This window comes from Chromobacterium sphagni (assembly GCF_001855575.1).
In the GTDB taxonomy this organism is placed as follows: Bacteria; Pseudomonadota; Gammaproteobacteria; order Burkholderiales; family Chromobacteriaceae; genus Chromobacterium; species Chromobacterium sphagni.
The window spans coordinates 1,176,836-1,193,689 of sequence record NZ_MKCS01000001.1 but is presented as its reverse complement, the minus strand read 5'-3'; the positions used below and the strand labels follow the sequence as shown (position 1 = coordinate 1,193,689).

The 16,854-nt window shown below is 63.8% G+C and carries 15 protein-coding genes; 7 read left to right on the top strand and 8 right to left on the bottom strand.

Going from position 1 to position 16,854, the window contains the following annotated elements; genetic code table 11:
* Positions 1–195: 195 nt before the first annotated feature.
* A complete protein-coding gene (locus BI347_RS05740; protein ID WP_071113703.1) occupies positions 196–1,827 on the bottom strand; it encodes an ABC-F family ATPase in 1,632 nt (543 codons plus the stop codon).
* Positions 1,828–2,001: 174 nt separating this feature from the next.
* On the opposite strand from BI347_RS05740, the gene dapA reads away from it, so the two are divergent.
* Positions 2,002–2,877, top strand: coding sequence for a 4-hydroxy-tetrahydrodipicolinate synthase (dapA, locus tag BI347_RS05735; RefSeq protein WP_071113702.1), 876 nt, complete (start codon positions 2,002–2,004; stop codon positions 2,875–2,877).
* A gap of 71 nt (positions 2,878–2,948) precedes the next feature.
* Entirely contained in the window at positions 2,949–4,022 is a 1,074-nt protein-coding gene (bamC, locus tag BI347_RS05730; RefSeq protein WP_239690826.1) for an outer membrane protein assembly factor BamC, read from the top strand.
* Positions 4,023–4,750: 728 nt separating this feature from the next.
* Here bamC and BI347_RS05725 read toward each other — a convergent pair.
* Positions 4,751–5,884, bottom strand: coding sequence for a ribosomal protein uL16 3-hydroxylase (locus tag BI347_RS05725; protein ID WP_071115486.1), 1,134 nt, complete (start codon positions 5,882–5,884; stop codon positions 4,751–4,753).
* 140 nt (positions 5,885–6,024) lie between these two features.
* Here BI347_RS05725 and BI347_RS05720 point away from each other — a divergent pair, with 140 nt between their 5' ends.
* On the top strand, positions 6,025–6,504 hold the full coding sequence (locus tag BI347_RS05720; RefSeq protein ID WP_071113700.1) for an FKBP-type peptidyl-prolyl cis-trans isomerase: 480 nt from the start codon (positions 6,025–6,027) through the stop codon (positions 6,502–6,504).
* Positions 6,505–6,571: 67 nt separating this feature from the next.
* On the opposite strand, the gene BI347_RS05715 is transcribed toward BI347_RS05720, so the two are convergent.
* The 6 genes from BI347_RS05715 to BI347_RS05690 form a co-directional block, all read right to left on the bottom strand.
* Complete coding sequence (locus tag BI347_RS05715) at positions 6,572–7,321, bottom strand: phosphatase PAP2 family protein (RefSeq protein ID WP_071113699.1); 750 nt, start codon at positions 7,319–7,321, stop codon at positions 6,572–6,574.
* The gene (gene prmC / locus BI347_RS05710; protein ID WP_071116349.1) at positions 7,321–8,142 is read right to left on the bottom strand and encodes a peptide chain release factor N(5)-glutamine methyltransferase; all 822 of its coding nucleotides are present in this window, start codon (positions 8,140–8,142) and stop codon (positions 7,321–7,323) included. Before prmC ends, BI347_RS05715 begins: the two co-directional genes overlap by 1 nt.
* A 9-nt stretch (positions 8,143–8,151) precedes the next feature.
* Complete coding sequence (mgtE, locus tag BI347_RS05705; protein ID WP_071113698.1) at positions 8,152–9,594, bottom strand: magnesium transporter; 1,443 nt, start codon at positions 9,592–9,594, stop codon at positions 8,152–8,154.
* Positions 9,595–9,817: 223 nt separating this feature from the next.
* Entirely contained in the window at positions 9,818–10,504 is a 687-nt protein-coding gene (gene mtgA / locus BI347_RS05700; RefSeq protein ID WP_071113697.1) for a monofunctional biosynthetic peptidoglycan transglycosylase, read from the bottom strand.
* Positions 10,505–10,506: 2 nt separating this feature from the next.
* Complete coding sequence (aroE, locus tag BI347_RS05695) at positions 10,507–11,328, bottom strand: shikimate dehydrogenase (protein ID WP_071113696.1); 822 nt, start codon at positions 11,326–11,328, stop codon at positions 10,507–10,509.
* Between the two features lie 105 nt (positions 11,329–11,433).
* Positions 11,434–11,886: a rhodanese-like domain-containing protein gene (locus BI347_RS05690; protein ID WP_071113695.1), complete on the bottom strand. Its 453-nt coding sequence runs from the start codon at positions 11,884–11,886 to the stop codon at positions 11,434–11,436.
* Positions 11,887–12,159: 273 nt separating this feature from the next.
* On the opposite strand from BI347_RS05690, the gene glnA reads away from it, so the two are divergent.
* The 4 genes from glnA to ntrC all read left to right on the top strand — a co-directional run bounded on the left by glnA (position 12,160) and on the right by ntrC (position 16,830).
* Positions 12,160–13,578: a glutamate--ammonia ligase gene (gene glnA, locus BI347_RS05685; protein WP_071113694.1), complete on the top strand. Its 1,419-nt coding sequence runs from the start codon at positions 12,160–12,162 to the stop codon at positions 13,576–13,578.
* A gap of 125 nt (positions 13,579–13,703) precedes the next feature.
* Positions 13,704–14,162, top strand: a complete 459-nt coding sequence (locus tag BI347_RS05680) for a DUF4124 domain-containing protein (RefSeq protein WP_071115485.1) — start codon at positions 13,704–13,706, stop codon at positions 14,160–14,162.
* A gap of 153 nt (positions 14,163–14,315) precedes the next feature.
* The gene (gene glnL / locus BI347_RS05675; RefSeq protein WP_071113762.1) at positions 14,316–15,383 is read left to right on the top strand and encodes a nitrogen regulation protein NR(II); all 1,068 of its coding nucleotides are present in this window, start codon (positions 14,316–14,318) and stop codon (positions 15,381–15,383) included.
* A gap of 34 nt (positions 15,384–15,417) precedes the next feature.
* Positions 15,418–16,830 (top strand): nitrogen regulation protein NR(I), encoded by a 1,413-nt coding sequence (gene ntrC, locus BI347_RS05670; protein ID WP_071115484.1) that lies wholly within the window; start codon positions 15,418–15,420, stop codon positions 16,828–16,830.
* Positions 16,831–16,854: the final 24 nt, after the last annotated feature.

The following is a 16,854-nucleotide window of genomic DNA, read 5'->3' as shown; positions in this document are numbered from 1 at the left end:
CACTTTGCAGATCTCACCAGATCACCAGGACGGATGAGCACGTGATGTCTCCAGCATCGGCCTTCCCGGCCAGGTCCCTGATTGTTGTTGTCGCGCCGCGGACGGCGCATATGAAAAGCGGGAGTTTGTGCACCGCAATATAGCGCACGCCCTCCCGCCGGTAAAGCTACGGCCTGTGACAGACCGTATCCGAATTTACTCCAGGCCCTTGCTGGCCAGATAATCTTCGTAGTTGCCGGTGTAGTAGTCGTAACCACCCTTGCCATCCAGTTCCAGCACGTGGGTGGCCAGCGAGCTTACAAACTGGCGGTCGTGCGATACGAAGATCAGGGTGCCCTTGTACTTTTCCAGCGCCATGTTCAGGGATTCGATCGACTCCATGTCCATGTGGTTGGTGGGTTCGTCCATGATCATCACATTGGGCTTCTGCAGCAGCAGCTTGCCGTACAGCATGCGGCCCTTCTCGCCGCCGGACAGCACGCGCACCGGCTTGCCCACCTCGTCGCCGCCGAACAGCAGGCGGCCCAGCGTGGCGCGGATCACCTGCTCGTCGTCGCCCTCCTGGCCCCATTGCCGCATCCACTCGGTCAAGGTCCAGTCGCTGTCGAAGTCGGCTTCGTGGTCCTGCGCGAAGTAGCCGATCTGCGCCTTCTCCGCCCACTTGATGCTGCCGTAGTCGGCAGTCAGCCCTTCGGCGAACTTGGGGTCGAAAGCGCCGGCCAGCAGCTTGGCCAGCGAGGTCTTGCCCGCGCCGTTGGGGCCGATCACCGCCAGACGGGCGCCGGCTTCCAGGATCAGGTTCAGGTCCTTGAACAGCACCTTGTTGTCGTAGGCCTTGTTGAGGTTTTCCACCTCAACGGCCTGGCGGTGCAGCTTGAACTTGTCGTCCATCTCGAAGCGGATGAACGGGTTTTGCCGGCTGGACGGCTTCACTTCCACCATCTCGGACTTCAGCTTGTCCACCTGCTTCAGGCGGCTGGTAGCCTGGCGGGCCTTGGACTTGTTGGCCGAGAAGCGGGCGACGAACTCCTGCAGTTCCTGGATCCGCTCCTTGGCCTTGCTGTTGGAGCTCAACTGGCGTTCGCGCGCCTGGGCCGAGGCGATCATGTAGTCGTCGTAGTTGCCCGGGTAGATGCGGATGGTGTTGTAGTCCAGATCCGCCATGTGGGTGCAGACCGAGTTCAGGAAGTGACGGTCGTGCGAGATGATGATCATGGTGGCGTTGCGCTCGTTGAGCACGTGTTCCAGCCAGCGGATGGTGTTGATGTCCAGGTTGTTGGTCGGTTCGTCCAGCAACAGGATGTCCGGGTTGGAGAACAGCGCCTGCGCCAAGAGCACGCGCAACTTCCAGCCGGGAGCCACTTCGCTCATCGGGCCGAAATGCTGTTCAACCGGAATGCCGACGCCCATCAGCAGCTCGCCGGCGCGCGCTTCGGCGGTGTAGCCGTCGTACTCGGCGAACTTGGCCTCCAGTTCGGCCGCGTGCATGTAGTCGTCTTCGGTGGCTTCGAGATTGGCGTAGATCGCATCGCGTTCGCTCATCGCCGCCCACATCTCGGTATGGCCCATCATCACCACGTCGATCACGCGCTGATCTTCGTAGCCGAACTGATCCTGGCGCAGCTTGCCCAGGCGCAGGCCGTTCTCGATGGCGACTTCCCCCGAGGTCTGCTCCAGGTCGCCGCCCAGAATCTTCATGAAAGTGGATTTGCCGGAGCCGTTGGCGCCGATCAGGCCGTAACGGTTGCCTTCGCCGAATTTGACGGTCACCTTTTCGAACAAAGGTTTCACGCCAAACTGCATGGTAATGTTGCTTGTGGTAATCACGCTTGAGGATCCTTCAGCCAGCTCGCCGTAAGTATCGGAAAAACGTAGGATTCTAGCACAATCACCTGACGTTCCCGAAGCCCCCGCCGCCGCCTCTCCACGAACTTTTGCCAGCCAGACGAATTCCGCTACAATCGTAAGCCTTGTAAATCCTTATCCCAGATAGGCAGAACTATGCTTACCGGCAGCTTGGTAGCTCTGGTCACTCCGATGTCGCAGGACGGCGCGGTAGACTTTGCAGCGTTGCAACGATTGGTTGAGTTCCACATCGAAAACGGCACTGCCGGCATCGTCGCCGTCGGCACCACCGGCGAATCGGCCACATTGTCTGTGGAAGAACATATCGAAGTGGTCGCAGCCGTAGTCAAATACGCTGCCGGACGCGTCAAGGTCATCGCCGGAGCCGGCGGCAACGCCACCGCCGAAGCCATCGAGCTGGGGCAACGCTCGGCAGAGGCTGGCGCCGACATGCTGCTGTCGGTAGTGCCCTACTACAACAAGCCCACCCAGGAAGGCCTGTACCAGCATTTCAAGGCGATCGCCGACGCCAGCGCGTTGCCGGTCATCCTTTATAATGTGCCCGGCCGCACCGTGGCCGACATGAGCAACGACACCGCGCTGCGCCTGGCCGAACACCCCAATATCGTCGGCTTGAAGGACGCCACTGGCGACATCGCCCGCCTGTGCGACCTGAGGCTGCGCGCGCCTGCCGACTTTGCGCTGTATTCCGGCGACGACGCCAGCGGCATGGCCTTCATGCTGTGCGGCGGCAACGGCGTGATCTCGGTCACCGCCAACATCGCCCCCAGGCAGATGAGCGAGCTGTGCGCCGCCGCCATCGGCGGCAAGGCCGAACGCGCCCGCGCCATCAACGACAAGCTGCAAGGCCTGCACAAGCAGCTGTTCGTCGAGCCCAACCCTATCCCGGCCAAGTGGGCCCTCGCGCGGATGCAACGCATCCCCGAAGGCATCCGCCTGCCGCTCACCCCGCTCAGCCAGGCTGCCGAGGCAGCCGTCGAAGCGGCCCTGAAACAAGCAGAAGTCCTTTGATCATCCCTTGCACGATGGGAGTCCGCATGAAACACAGCGCGTCCGTCGCGATTTTGCTGGCAACTGGCATTATGGCCGCTTGCAGTACCGAACAACCGCTTACCAAGCCGCTGGACTACAAGTCCGACGCGCCGAAAGCCACGGTCAACAGCCTGGAAGTTCCGCCCGATCTGACCACCCCGCAGATCCAGAACAAATACAACCTGCCCGGCGGCGTCACCACTGCCAGCGCCGATCCCGCCGTTGCGGCTGCCGCCTCGCCGGTTGCCATCAACCAGCTGGACAATGTCCGCATGGAGCGCGCCGGCACCCAACGCTGGCTGCTGGTGGGCAACAAAAAGGCCGCCGAATTGTGGCCGGTGCTTAAGGCCTTCTGGCAGGAGAACGGCTTCGTCATCAAGACTGAAGACCCAGGCGTCGGCATCATGGAAACCGACTGGGCGGAAAACCGCGCCAAACTGCCCAACGACGGCCTGCGCAAACTGCTGGAAACCGTCGGCCTCGGCAGCGTCTACTCCACCGGCGAACGCGACAAGTTCCGCATCCGCCTGGAAAACACGCCGCAGGGCACCGAGGTGTACTTCTCGCATCGCGGCATGGAAGAGATCTATGCCGACAACAGCAAGACCAACACCATCTGGCAGGCGCGCCCGACCGATCCCAACCTGGAAGCCGAACTGCTGGGTCGCTTCATGATCCGCCTGGGCATGACCGAAGAGAAGGCCAAGGCTCAGGTGCAGCAGACCCTGGCCAAGCCGGCCAAGCCGCAAGACCCCATCGTCGATGGCCAGCTGCAGCTCGCCGACGGCTTCGACCGCGCCTGGCGCCGCGTCGGCCTGGCGCTGGACCGCGTCGGCCTGATCGTCACCGACCGCGACCGCTCGCAGGGCCTGTACTACGTGAAGCCGGCCAAGGGCGAGACCGACAGCAAGGAAGACTCCGGCGGCGGCTTCTGGTCCAGCCTGGCCTTCTGGAAGAGCAGCGACGGCAAGTCCGTGAAGCCGACCGAGCAGGAATACCGGATCAAGCTGGTGGAGCAGTCCGGCGGCAACACCACGCTGCAGATCCAGGACAAGCAGGGCAAGCCGCTGTCCGACGAGTTCGTCAAAGCCGCGCTGGGGAAACTGCAGACCGAACTGCAATAACGCAACAGGCTCCAGCCGAAAAAACAACAGCCCGCATCTGCGGGCTGTTTTTTATGCCGGGCACATCTATTTATCGGATAGGATGAATCAAGTTGCCAGATTCCAATCGATCCGAGCCGTCTCGTCCCGCAATATGTAACGTTTTGTATTTCGCGGCAATTTCTGTGGTTTTTCCACCAAATTTACAACTATGGCTAATAAGCCACTGAATGGCAGGCACAAAAAAACCGGCCGAAGCCGGTTTTTTTGATGTTGCTTGCTGCGAATTACTTGGCAGCGGAAGCAGCCGGAGCAGAAGCGTCAGCAGCCGGAGCGGAAGCAGCCGGAGCGGAAGCGTCAGCAGCCGGAGCCGAAGCGGCCGGAGCGGAAGCTTCAACTGCAGGAGCGGAAGCCTCAGCCGGAGCTTCTTTCTTACCGCAAGCGGACAGGGCTACGGCCAGCAGGGCAGCAACGAGGAGCGACTGTTTCATTTTTTCTTTACCTTTGAGGATAAGTTGAACAAGACGTCAGTTATCGCACGGTCTCGACAATAAGCCGGGCGACTGAAAATCCATCAGTGAGCAAATTGTATCACGAAAAAAATAGCTGTATAGAGGGCAAAAATCTAAAAAAACCACATTGCCAATCTAAGCCGGGCAGCGGATGGCGCAGGCACAAAAACGGGCGTTTACCCCCCAAATGTAGCCATCCATCGCGTTGCCAATTCGATACAAGTGCAAAAACTGTTGTTATTGTGCTACATCAGCCAGCAAATGCCAATAACCTGACAAGTAACCATCGTACAAAGAAGCCAGCATATCGGCCGAATATTCGCCCGCAGCCAACCGGCGATGGTTGGCAAATTGCCGCCAGTGGTCAAAATCCCCGTTCTCCGCCGCCACTTTCTCTCCGTTGCAGTAGACGCAGGCGTCGCAGAACAGAATCTGGCTCTTGCGATCCAATTCCAGTCCCTGGGCTGCCATCGCTTCGATGAACGCCTCCTCGTCCAACTCTTCTTTCGGGCCATCGTAGAACACATGGGCCTTGGGCTCGGTCAGGTAATGGCCCAAAAAATCGCAAACCGTGGCCTTGTCCCAGCGGATCTGCGACAACAGGCCGGACACCTGCTCTATCATTTCCTCGCCGATGCGCGCAGGCTCCGCCTGCAGCTTGAGGTCAGGGTCGGCATACACGCCGTCCAGGCAGACCCGGTCCTGCAGATAAACCAGGAACTGGGTGGCCAGTTCCTGCGCCGGCGGCGCGCGGAATCCGATCGAATAGGTCATGCCCGGCTCCAGCGCCACGCCGTGGTGCGCATAGCGCGGCGGCAGGTAGAGCATGTCGCCGTGCTCCAGCACGAACTCCTGTTCCATGCGGAAGTCTTTCAACACGCGGATCGGCGCGTCCTCGATGAAATCGTCGTCGTGCTGCGACGAGATTTGCCAGCGCTTGCTGCCGCCCACCTGCAGCAGGAACACATCGTAGGCGTCGAAATGCGGACCCACGGTGCCACCCGGCGGAGCATAGCTGATCATCAGGTCGTCCAGCCTGGCATAAGGGATGAAGTTGAAACGCCACAAAATCTCGTCGATATGCGGCAAATGATGATTCACCCCCTGCACCAGCAAGGTCCAGTCGGTCTCCGCCAGCTTGCGGAAACGCGCGGCGCGGAACGGGCCGCGCTCCAGATGCCAGCGGCCCTGCCGGCATTCGATCAGCCTGGACTCGGCGTCGTCTCGCTGCGCCAATTGCGACAATACGGAGAAATCGACATGCGGACCGACCTCGGTCAAGGCGCCACGGATCAGCAGCGGCTTCTTGTGCCAGTACTCGGCCAGGAACTGCTCGGGCGACATGCCGCCCAGTAAAGTTGTAGTGTTCATTGCGGTTTCACGGGCCTAAGATGCCCGTCTATGGTTTACAATATGGCCAGGAGCGCGAGCGCCCTATCTTGCGGTGGAAGGAACACCCTCGGGACCGTCCCTGTCAAGTTTTTTTACCATCCATCACGGATAACCAACTCATGCAAATCGCCAAAAACACCATCGTCACCCTCCACTACGAGATGTTCGATGTCGACAACAACCTCCTCGACAAGACCGAAGAGCCGATCAGCTACCTGCACGGCGGCTACGACGGCATCTTCCCGCTGGTGGAAGAGGCGCTGGAAGGCAAGGCAGTCGGCGATGCCATCGACGTCAAGCTGACCCCGGACGACGCTTTCGGCGACCCGGAAGAAGAGCTGGTCCGCGTGGAAGACCTGGACGTGTTCCCGGCCGATGTGGAAGTGGGCATGGTATTCGAAGCCGATGATCCGGAAACCGGCGAACTGCTGCTGTTCCGCGTCACCGACATCGCCGACGGCAAAGCCATCGTCGATGCCAACCACCCGCTGGCAGGCCAGAGCATCCGCTTCTCCGCCAAGGTGATCGAAGTGCGCGCGGCATCCGCCGAGGAAGTCAGCCACGGCCACGCCCACGGCGAGCACGGCCATCATCATTGATGCGCCGCAGGCGGCGTGAAACGCCATCGCCGCCTCGGGCGGGCCCCAGGGCCCGCCTTTGTTTTGCCTAGCGGCCGGAGCGGGCCAGTCTGGCAAAGCCCGACAACAGCACCAGCGCGCCAATCCCCACCCGCAGCCAGTATTCGGCATACACCCCGTGATGCCCCAGCAACCAAGCCAGCTCGCCCGCCAACAGCACCAGCAGGATCATCTGCGCGGTGCGGGTGACGTCGCGCGCCCAGCCGGCGGGCCAGGCATGACTCAGGGCCAGCCGCATCGACGCCCAGCCCAGCATGGCCCCCGCCAGCAGGTCCAGCGGCCAATGCACGCCGATGGCGATGCGCGACAGCATCACCAGCGCCGCCAGCAGACACCAGCCGGCGGCCTTGCCCCAACGCGCGCCATGCCAGGCGAAGGTGGCCAAGGCCGCCACCGCCATCGCGTGGCCGGAGGGGAAGGAGCCATTGCCAGGCAGCTTGTCCAGCAGATCCACCATCCCGTGCGGCAGCACCAGGGGCGGCCTCGGCACCGCGAAGCCGGCCTTCAAGGCAATGGCCAGCAAAATGGCGGCGATGCTGCCGACCACCAATGCCGGCAGCCGCTGCGGCGCGCGCCAACTCAAGGCCAGCAGCAGCGCCAGCACCGTCGGCCAGTCGCCGAACACGCTGGCGAAGCGCCACAGCGGCGCCGGCGCATGATGCAGCCAAGGATGCAGCGCCAGGAACAGCTGGCGGTTGGCGTCAGGCCACAGCAACAAGGCGGCGATCGGCGGAACCAGCAGCAGCGCCGGCCAGTAGGAAATCCAGCGTGGAGACATCAATCCGCCCGTTTTTGCCCGATGGTGATACGGTCCTGACCGGCCAGGTCGCGGATGGTTTCCACTTGCAGCAGACCGGCGGCGCAAAACAGCCCGCGCACCGCGGCGCCCTGGTCGTAGCCGTGCTCGACCATCAGCCAGCCTGCCGGCAGCAGACGAGCCGGCGCGCCAGCGGCAATCTCGCGCAGGCAGGCCAGGCCGTCGGCTTCGTCGGTCAACGCGCCGCGCGGCTCGAAGCGCAGGTCGCCCTCGCCCAGGTGGCGGTCGCCGCGCTCGATATACGGCGGATTGGAGACGATCAGCTCGAATCTGTCATCCGGCGCCAGCGGATCGAACCAGCTGCCATGCCGGAAATCCACCTGGGCGCCCAAAGCCGCCGCGTTGCCGCTCGCCACCTCCAGCGCCTCGGCCGACAGGTCCACCGCGCTGACGCGCCACTGCGGCGCCTGCAGCGCCAGGGTGACGGCGATGATGCCGCTGCCGGTGCCCAGGTCCACCACCCGCGCCGGCTGGGCCGCGTCCAGCCGCGACAGCGCCTGCTCGATCAGGTGTTCGGTTTCCGGCCGCGGGATCAGCACCGCCGGGCTCACCGCGAAGTCGCGGCCGTAGAATTCGCGCACGCCCAGCAGGTAAGCCATCGGCTCTCCGGCCAGCCGGCGCGCCGCCAGCGCGTCAAAAACCATTGCGATATCTTCCGCCAGTTCCCTCTCGGGGTAGCCGACTATGGTTGCATGGCTCAGGCCGGGCCAGGCATGCATCAGCAGCATGCGGCTTTCCAGCCGAGGCAAGGGGTGGCGGCGCAGCGCCTGTTCTATGGTCAGCATCATGATTTAGAGTAGGAATAAGGTGGCCAGGCCGAGAAAAATCAGGAAGCCGCCTGAGTCGGTGCAGGCGGTGATCAGCACGCTGGAGCCGAGCGCCGGATCCTTCCCCAACTTCTGCATCAGCGTCGGAATCATCACGCCCATGGTGGCCGCCAGCATCAGGTTGAGCGTCATCGCCGCCAGCATCACCAGGCCCAGCGATACGCTGCCGTACAGCAGCCAGGCCACCGCGCCGATCACGCTGCCCCACACCATGCCGTTGATGATGCTGACGCCCAGCTCCTTGCGCCATAGCCGGCCGGTCTGGCCGATGCGCATCTGGCCCATCGCCAGCGCGCGCACGATCATGGTGATGGTCTGGTTGCCGGAATTGCCGCCGATGCCGGCGACGATGGGCATCAAGGCCGCCAGCGCCACCAGTTGGGCGATGGAATGCTCGAAGGCCCCGATGACCCGCGAGGCGAAGAAGGCGGTGCACAGATTGATCGCCAGCCAGGACCAGCGGTTCCTCACCGAATCCATCACCGGCGCGAACAGGTCTTCCTCTTCCTTCAGACCGGCCAGGTTCAGCACTTCGCTGTCGGATTCCTCGCGGATCACGTCCACCATCGCGTCCACGGTCAAGCGGCCCAGCAGCACGCCGCGCTCGTCCACCACCGGCGCGCTCACCAAGTCATAGCGTTCAAAGGCCAGCGCGGCGTCCAGCGCCGCCTCGTCCGGGTGGAAGCTCACCACTTCGGTGGCCATCACCCGGGCCACCCCGGCATCCGGGTCGGACACCAGCAGCTTGCGGATGGACAGCACGCCCTTGAGATGGCCGGCCTCGTCGGTAACGAAGATCTTGTCGGTCTGGCCCGGCAGTTCGTCGAAGCGGCGCAGGTAACGCAACACCACCTCGCAGCTGACGTCGGCGCGGATGGTCACCAGCTCGAAATCCATCAGCGCGCCGACGCGGTCGTCGCCATAGGACAGCACCGCCTGCAACTGGCCGCGCTCCTCCTCGTCCAGCCGCCCCATCACTTCGTACACGACCTGGCGCGGCAGGTCCGGCGCCAGTTCGGCCAGCTCGTCGGCGTCCAGATCGCCCACCGCCGCCACCAGCTGCTCCTGGTCCATCACCTCGATCAGCGATTCGCGCACCGCGTCGGAGACTTCCAGCAGAATGGGGCCGTCGCGCGCGGCGTCAGCCATGTCCCAGGCCAGCAGGCGGTCCTCCAGCGGCAGCGCCTCCAGGATATGGGCAATGTCGGCCGGATGCAGCTGCGCCAGTTTCTGGCGCAATTCGGTCAGATTGTGTTGCGGCGCCAGGGGGTCGACGGCCGGCGATTCGGCGGCGTCCTGGCGCGATACAAGATGTTCCAGCTGGCGTTGGCGCTCGATCAGGCTTTGCACCAGGCCCAGGCTTTCTTGCAGACGATCGGCGGATTGTTGCTTGTAGGCAACCGTCATGCACGTCTCCTTCCGCCCACAGGGCGCACAGGGTGCTGACGGTGTGAGGCGGGCTTATTCGCTAAGGGTATAACGGGATTGGATTACGGGGTAACCGGGTAAGTCCATTGCGCTTACCGCAGCTTGCGCGCGGCAATCGGAAAGAAAGTTGCGATTGTAACATACGGTAATAATGCGCTCCAACCAGCGCGGGAAGGCGCGGATCGGAGCGCAGGCAGGCGGCTCAGGGCAGTTCGACGTAAGCCATGCGCCGCTGGATGATGCGCGTCTTGCGCGCCAGGCCCGGCGCGTTGCGGTGAGTATCGTAATAGCGCGGGTTGGGCACCATCGCCGCCAGCTTGGCGCCCTGGAACGACGACAGCCTGGCCGCGCTGGTATGGTAGTAGTAGCGGGCGGCGGCCTCGGCGCCGAACACGCCGTTGCCCCACTCGATCACATTGAGGTAGATCTCGTAGATGCGGCGCTTGTCCAGCACCGCCTCCAGCATCAGCGTGATCAGCGCCTCCTCCAGCTTGCGCCACGGCGTCTTGCCGCTGGATAGAAACAGGTTCTTGGCCAGTTGCTGGCTGATGGTGGAGCCGCCGGCGACGATCTTGCCTTTCTTCAGGTTTTTCTCGAACGCCGCCTCGATGCCGTCCCAGTCGAAGCCTTCGTGGTCGACGAAACGGGCGTCCTCGGAGGCGATCAGCGCCCGCTTCAGATTGGGCGAAATCTTCTCGTATGGCACCCAGCGCTGGCTCAGCTCGGCGTCCGGATCGTCGGCCTGCAGCTTGGCTAGCCGCTCGTTCATGAAGGAACTGGCGCTGGGATTGTGGTCGCGCCAGTAGAGCACATGGCCGAACACCCACAGGTTATACAGAACAAAGGCGGCCGCCAGGGCCGCCAACAACTTGAATATCAGTCGCGACATGCTCAGGCCAACACTTCCCTCAGCATATTGGTCACCTTGCGCGTATCCGGCTGGATGCCGCGCCAGATGGAGAAGGATTCGGCCGCCTGCTCCACCAGCATGCCCAGGCCATCGGCCAGCATGCCGGCGTTTTCCCCCTGCGCGCGCTGCAGGAAGGGCGTCAGCCCGCTGCTGTACACCATGTCGTAGGCCAGGGTGCGGGCGGTAAACACGCCGTGCGGCAGCGGCGGCATCTCATTGTTGAGGCTGGTGGAGGTGGCGTTGATGATGATGTCGAAGCTGCGGCCCTGCAGCGCGTCGTAGCCTACCGCCTCAACCTTGCCCCAGCGGGCGAAATGGTGCGCCAGCGCCTCGGCCTTGATCACGGTGCGGTTGGCGATGGTGAGCGCCGCCGGCTTCTGCTCCAGGATGGGCTCCAGCACGCCGCGCACCGCGCCGCCCGCGCCCAGGATCAGCACGCGCCGGCCGGCGATCGGATAGTCCAGGTTTTCCACGATGTCGCGCACCAGGCCGACGCCGTCGGTATTGTCGCCGTAGACCTTGCCGTCGCGGAAGGTCAGCGTGTTCACCGCCTCGGCGGCGCTCGCCCGCTCGGTCAGCTCCTGCGCGAAACGGAAGGCGTCGCCCTTGAACGGCAGCGTGATGTTGAGGCCCTTGCCGCCGGCGGCGACAAACGCCTCCACCACCTGGCGAAAACCGCCCAGTTCGGCAGACAGCCTCTCATAGCTGATGTCCTGGCCGCTGGCCCGGGCAAACTCTTGATGAATGAACGGCGACTGGCTGTGGGAAATCGGGTTGCCGATAACGGCGTAACGGTCGGTCATGTTCGCTTTTCCAAAAATTTAGGCGGCTGCGGCAACGGCAGCGGGTTCAAGCCACACTTTGCCGCGTAACGCGGCAAACTTCAACCGCCGCCGCGCGGTCTGCGCTCAGCCCTGCACCCAGGGCAGGCCGCGCTGGCGCCAGCCGCCCAGCGAATTGCGGTGGCCGGCGCCGTCGCGATCGCCCTCGAAGCCCTCCAGCACGTTGTACACCTCGCTATAGCCGGAATTCACCGCCAGGCGGGCCACTTCGTCGGAGCGGGCTCCGGAGCGGCACATCACCATCAGCACCGCCTCCGGGTCCACCTGGTGGGTCAGCTGCGCGATGAAGTTGGGGTTAGCCACCATGCCCGGATAGCTGCGCCACTCGATGTTGACCGCCTGCGGCACGGTGCCGACGAACTGCCACTCGGCATGGCTGCGCACATCCAGCAGCACCGCCTTGGGCAGCGACTGCAGCAGCTCGTAAGCCTCGTCGGGCAGCAGCGCGCCGCTGTAGGGCAGTTGCAGCTGCTCCGCCCGCTGGTGGGCGGTTTGCAGAATCTGGTTCACTTTGCTCATGCTGGTTTCCTCCTGCAACACGATTGGCTTAATGTCGCCGATTATCGATCCAGTCGGCATGACTGGCAAATCGCACCAAATTGGTGCACATCAAAATCATCAGCACCAGTTTGGTTCGATAACCGGCATCCCAGCCGGCTGGCTAAGCCCATCCGCCTATGACACAATGCAACAGCAGCGATTTTGGAGCTGGCACGCTTTCTGCTTAAAGCCGGGCGTACCGATTTTTTCGCACTTGCCCTTGGGTGCACGTTGCCTTTCAGGAGATAAACCATGGCCGTAGCCGACGTAGTCAAACTGATCCAAGAAAACGACGTCAAATTTGTCGATCTGCGCTTTACCGATACCCGCGGCAAAGAACAGCACGTCTCCATCCCGGCCCACGTGCTGCTGGAAGACGCCGACGCCTGGTTCGAACGCGGCCATGCCTTCGACGGCTCCTCCATCGCCGGCTGGAAAGGCATCCAGGCATCCGACATGCTGCTGATGGCCGACCCATCCACCGCCCGCATCGATCCGTTCTTCGACGAGCCGACCGTGTTCATGCACTGCGACGTGATCGACCCGGCCGACGGCAAGGGCTACGACCGCGACCCGCGCTCCATCGCCAAACGCGCCGAAGCCTACCTGAAGGCCTCCGGCCACGGCGACACCGCCTACTTCGGCCCCGAGCCGGAATTCTTCATCTTCGACAGCATCACCTGGGGCGCCGACATGTCCGGCTGCTTCGTCAAGATCAAGGCCGAAGAAGCGGCCTGGGCCTCGGCGGAAGAGTTCGAAGGCGGCAATATGGGCCATCGTCCGGGCATTAAGGGCGGCTACTTCCCGGTGCCGCCGGTGGACTCGTCGCAAGACATCCGTTCCGCCATGGTACTCCTGCTGGAGGAACTGGGGGTACCGGTTGAAGTGCACCACCACGAAGTGGCCACCGCCGGCCAGAACGAGATCGGCACCCGCTTCAGCACGCTGACCCAGCGCGCCGACTGGACCCAGATCCTGAAGTACGTGGTGCACAACGTGGCCCACAGCTACGGCAAGACCGCCACCTTCATGCCCAAGCCCATCGTCGGCGACAACGGCTCCGGCATGCACGTGCACCAGTCCATCTGGAAGGATGGCGTCAACCTGTTCGCCGGCGACGGCTACGCCGGCCTGTCCGATACCGCGCTGTACTACATCGGCGGCATCATCAAGCACGCCAAGGCGCTGAACGCCATCACCAACCCAGGCACCAACTCCTACAAGCGCCTGGTACCACATTACGAAGCCCCGGTGAAGCTGGCCTACTCCGCCAAGAACCGCTCCGCCTCAGTGCGCATCCCGCACGTGGCCAGCCCGAAGGCGCGCCGCATCGAAACCCGCTTCCCGGACCCGCTGGCCAACCCGTACCTGTGCTTCTCCGCGCTGCTGATGGCCGGCCTGGACGGCATCCAGAACAAGATCCACCCGGGCGACGCCGCCGACAAGAACCTGTACGACCTGCCGCCGGAAGAGGACAAGCTAATCCCGACCGTGTGCGCGTCGCTGGACGAAGCGCTGGCCGCGCTGGACAAGGATCGCGAGTTCCTGACCCGCGGCGGCGTGTTCTCCAACGACTGGATCGACGCCTACATCGAGCTGAAGATGCAGGAAGTCAACCTGACCCGCATGACCACCCACCCGGTGGAATTCGCGATGTACTACTCGCTTTAAACGCCAACCGGCGCTTGCAAAAACGGCAGCCGCGGCTGCCGTTTTTTTGCGTCCCGTCTTAAGCTTATATGACGACGCCGCCCGATTTGCTTATCATGCAAAAGCACCCTAACCAGTCACAGACGATGAAAACATTAGCCCTCATTCTGCTGCTGGCCTGCGGCGGCGCCCAGGCGGCCACCATCTACAAATACGTCGACGCCAACGGCAACGTCACCTACACCAATGTGCCGATACGCGGCGCGCAGCCGATCAAGCTGAGCCCGCTGTCGTCCTATCCCAGCCGCAGGGACAACGGCGCGTCCGCCGGCAAGCCCGCCGCCTCCGGCGGCTACCCCAATGTCGACGCCGACACCCAGAAACAGCGCAACAGCGGCCGCAAGAAGATACTGGAACAGGAACTGGCCAACGAGGTGAAGGCGCTGGAAGCCGCCAAGAAGGCGCTGGCCGATGGCAAGGCCACCCGGCTGGGCGACGAGGCCCGCAACTATCAGAAATACCTGGACCGGGTGCAGAAGCTGCAGGACGAAGTCACCGACCGCCAGAAGAATGTCGAAGCGCTGAAACGCGAACTGGGCATGTGATGGCTACTTGCACCAAGTTGGTGCAAACTACGACACCTGCGCTCCGCCGCGCCGCATCGCAGCGCCTCCCCGCCCGCCCTGGAGCTGGCCCGCTTATTGCTGTGCAATGTCATGCGCGATGCGCGCGCGCCGACCACCCGAAACCGGAACCTCATGCCGATACCCAGCTTTGCCGGACTGGAACTCCTAGACACGCCGGTGCTGATCTGCGACGCCGCGGCCTCGCTGCGCTTCGTCAATCCCGCCTGCGAAAACCTGCTGGCGCTGGGCAGCCGCGAAATGCTGCGCCACAGCCTGCTGGAGCTGTTCCAGCCCAGCTCCGCGCTGCAGCAGGCGTTGTCCACCGCGCTGCAGCAGGGCGCCAGCTACATCGAACACGATCTGGAGCTCAAGCCGCAGCACAACGACGCGGTGCTGCACGTCGCGCTGTCGATCACGCCGATAGACATGGACGCCGAGGGCAGCCTGGCGCTGATCGAGCTGAGGCCGCTGGACCAGCAGCTGAAGATAGCCAACGAGGAGAGGCTGCTGTTGCAGCACCAGGCCAACCGGGAGCTGATCCGCAACCTTGCGCACGAGATCAAGAATCCGCTGGGCGGCATCCGCGGCGCGGCGCAGCTCTTGGAGCACGAGCTGTCCGACCGGCCCGAACTGAAGGAATACACCGCGGTCATCACCGAGGAAGCGCTGCGGCTGCAGGCGCTGGTGGACCGGTTGCTGGCGCCGCACCGCAGCCACAGCCGCGGTCCGATCAATATCCACGAGGTGCTGGAGCGGGTGCGCAGCATCGCGCTGGCCCAGCATCCGCAGGGACTGGCGGTGATCCGCGACTACGATACCAGCCTGCCGCTGCTGTCCGCCGACAAGGAGCAGCTGATCCAGGTGGTGCTCAACATCGTCAACAACGCGGTGCAGGCGCTGCGCGGCCAGGGCAGGATCGTGCTGCGCACCCGGGTGGCGCGCCAGACCACGCTGGCGCGCAAGCGCCACCAACTGGCGCTGAAACTGCAGATCATCGACAACGGCCCCGGCGTCCCCGATGACATCCGCGACCATATCTTTTATCCGCTGGTCACCGGCCGCGCCGAAGGCACCGGCCTGGGCCTGACGCTGGCGCAGGCCTTCGTCCACCAGCACGGCGGCAGCATAGAGTTCGAATCGCGCCCGGGACAGACCTGCTTCACCGTGCTGCTGCCCCTGCTGACCGAAACCACGAACTGACAGATACCAACAAGAACGCTCAGGAGGCAACCCTATGACCAAGCCGGTCTGGATCATCGACGACGACAAGGCGATACGCTGGGTGCTGGAAAAGGCGCTCACCCGCGCCGACATCGGCTTCGACAGCTTCGCCAGCGCCGACGACGCGCTCAACGCTCTGTACGACGCCACGCCGCAGGCCATCATTTCCGACATCCGCATGCCCGGCACCGACGGGCTGAAATTCCTGGCCAAGGTCAAAACCGAGCACCCGCAGCTGCCGGTGATCATCATGACCGCCCACTCCGATCTGGACTCGGCGGTGTCCGCCTTCCAGGGCGGCGCCTTCGAGTACCTGCCCAAGCCCTTCGACATCGACCAGGCGGTGCTGCTGATAGAGCGCGCGCTGGCGGAAAGCCAGGCGCAGGCCGCCGGCCCGGACAGCCCGGAGGCGATGCCGGTGCTGCTGGGCCAGGCGCCGGCGATGCAGGACGTGTTCCGCGCCATCGGCCGGCTGGCGCAATCCAGCGTCACCGTGCTGATCACCGGCGAATCCGGCACCGGCAAGGAACGGGTGGCCGAGGCGCTGCACCGCCATTCGGTGCGCGCCGGCAAGCCCTTCATCGCGCTCAACACCGCCGCCATCCCCAAGGACCTGCTGGAGTCGGAACTGTTCGGCCATGAGAAAGGCGCCTTCACCGGCGCGCTGGCCACCCGCCGCGGCCGCTTCGAGGAAGCCGAGGGCGGCACGCTGTTCCTGGACGAGATCGGCGACATGCCGACCGAGCTGCAAACCCGGCTGCTGAGGGTGCTGTCAGATGGCCATTTCTACCGCGTCGGCGGCCATACGCCGATCAAGGCCAATGTGCGGGTGATCGCCGCCACTCACCAGAATCTGGAGCAGAGGGTGCGCGACGGCCAGTTCCGCGAAGACCTCTATCACCGCCTCAACGTGATCCGGCTGCGGCTGCCGCCGCTGCGCGAGCGGCCCGAGGACATTCCGCTGCTGACCCGCCACTTCCTGGCCAAAAGCGCCGCGCAACTGGGAGTGGAGCCCAAGCGGCTGTCCGAGACGGCGATGGCGCTGATCCAGCGCAGCGTCTTCACCGGCAATGTGCGCGAGCTGGAAAACCTGTGCCAGTGGATCTGCGTGATGGCCCCGGGCCAGACGGTGGAAGTGGCCGATCTGCCGCCGGAATTGCGCGAACCGCACGGCCAAGCCGCCAGCCGCCGCGAAGACAGCGACTGGGACCGGCAGCTGGAGGAGGAAATCCGGCTCCGCCTGCAGGCGGGGGAAAGCGGCATCGCCGACGAGCTGGCGCGGCGCTTCGAAAGCTGCTGCATCCGCGCCAGCCTGGCCCACACCGGCGGACGGCGGGTGGAGGCGGCCCATCTCTTGGGCTGGGGGCGCAATACGCTGACGCGCAAAATCCAGGAGCTGGGCCTGGAGCATGGCGATGCCGGCTGACAATTATTAATCAATCAGCGCTGA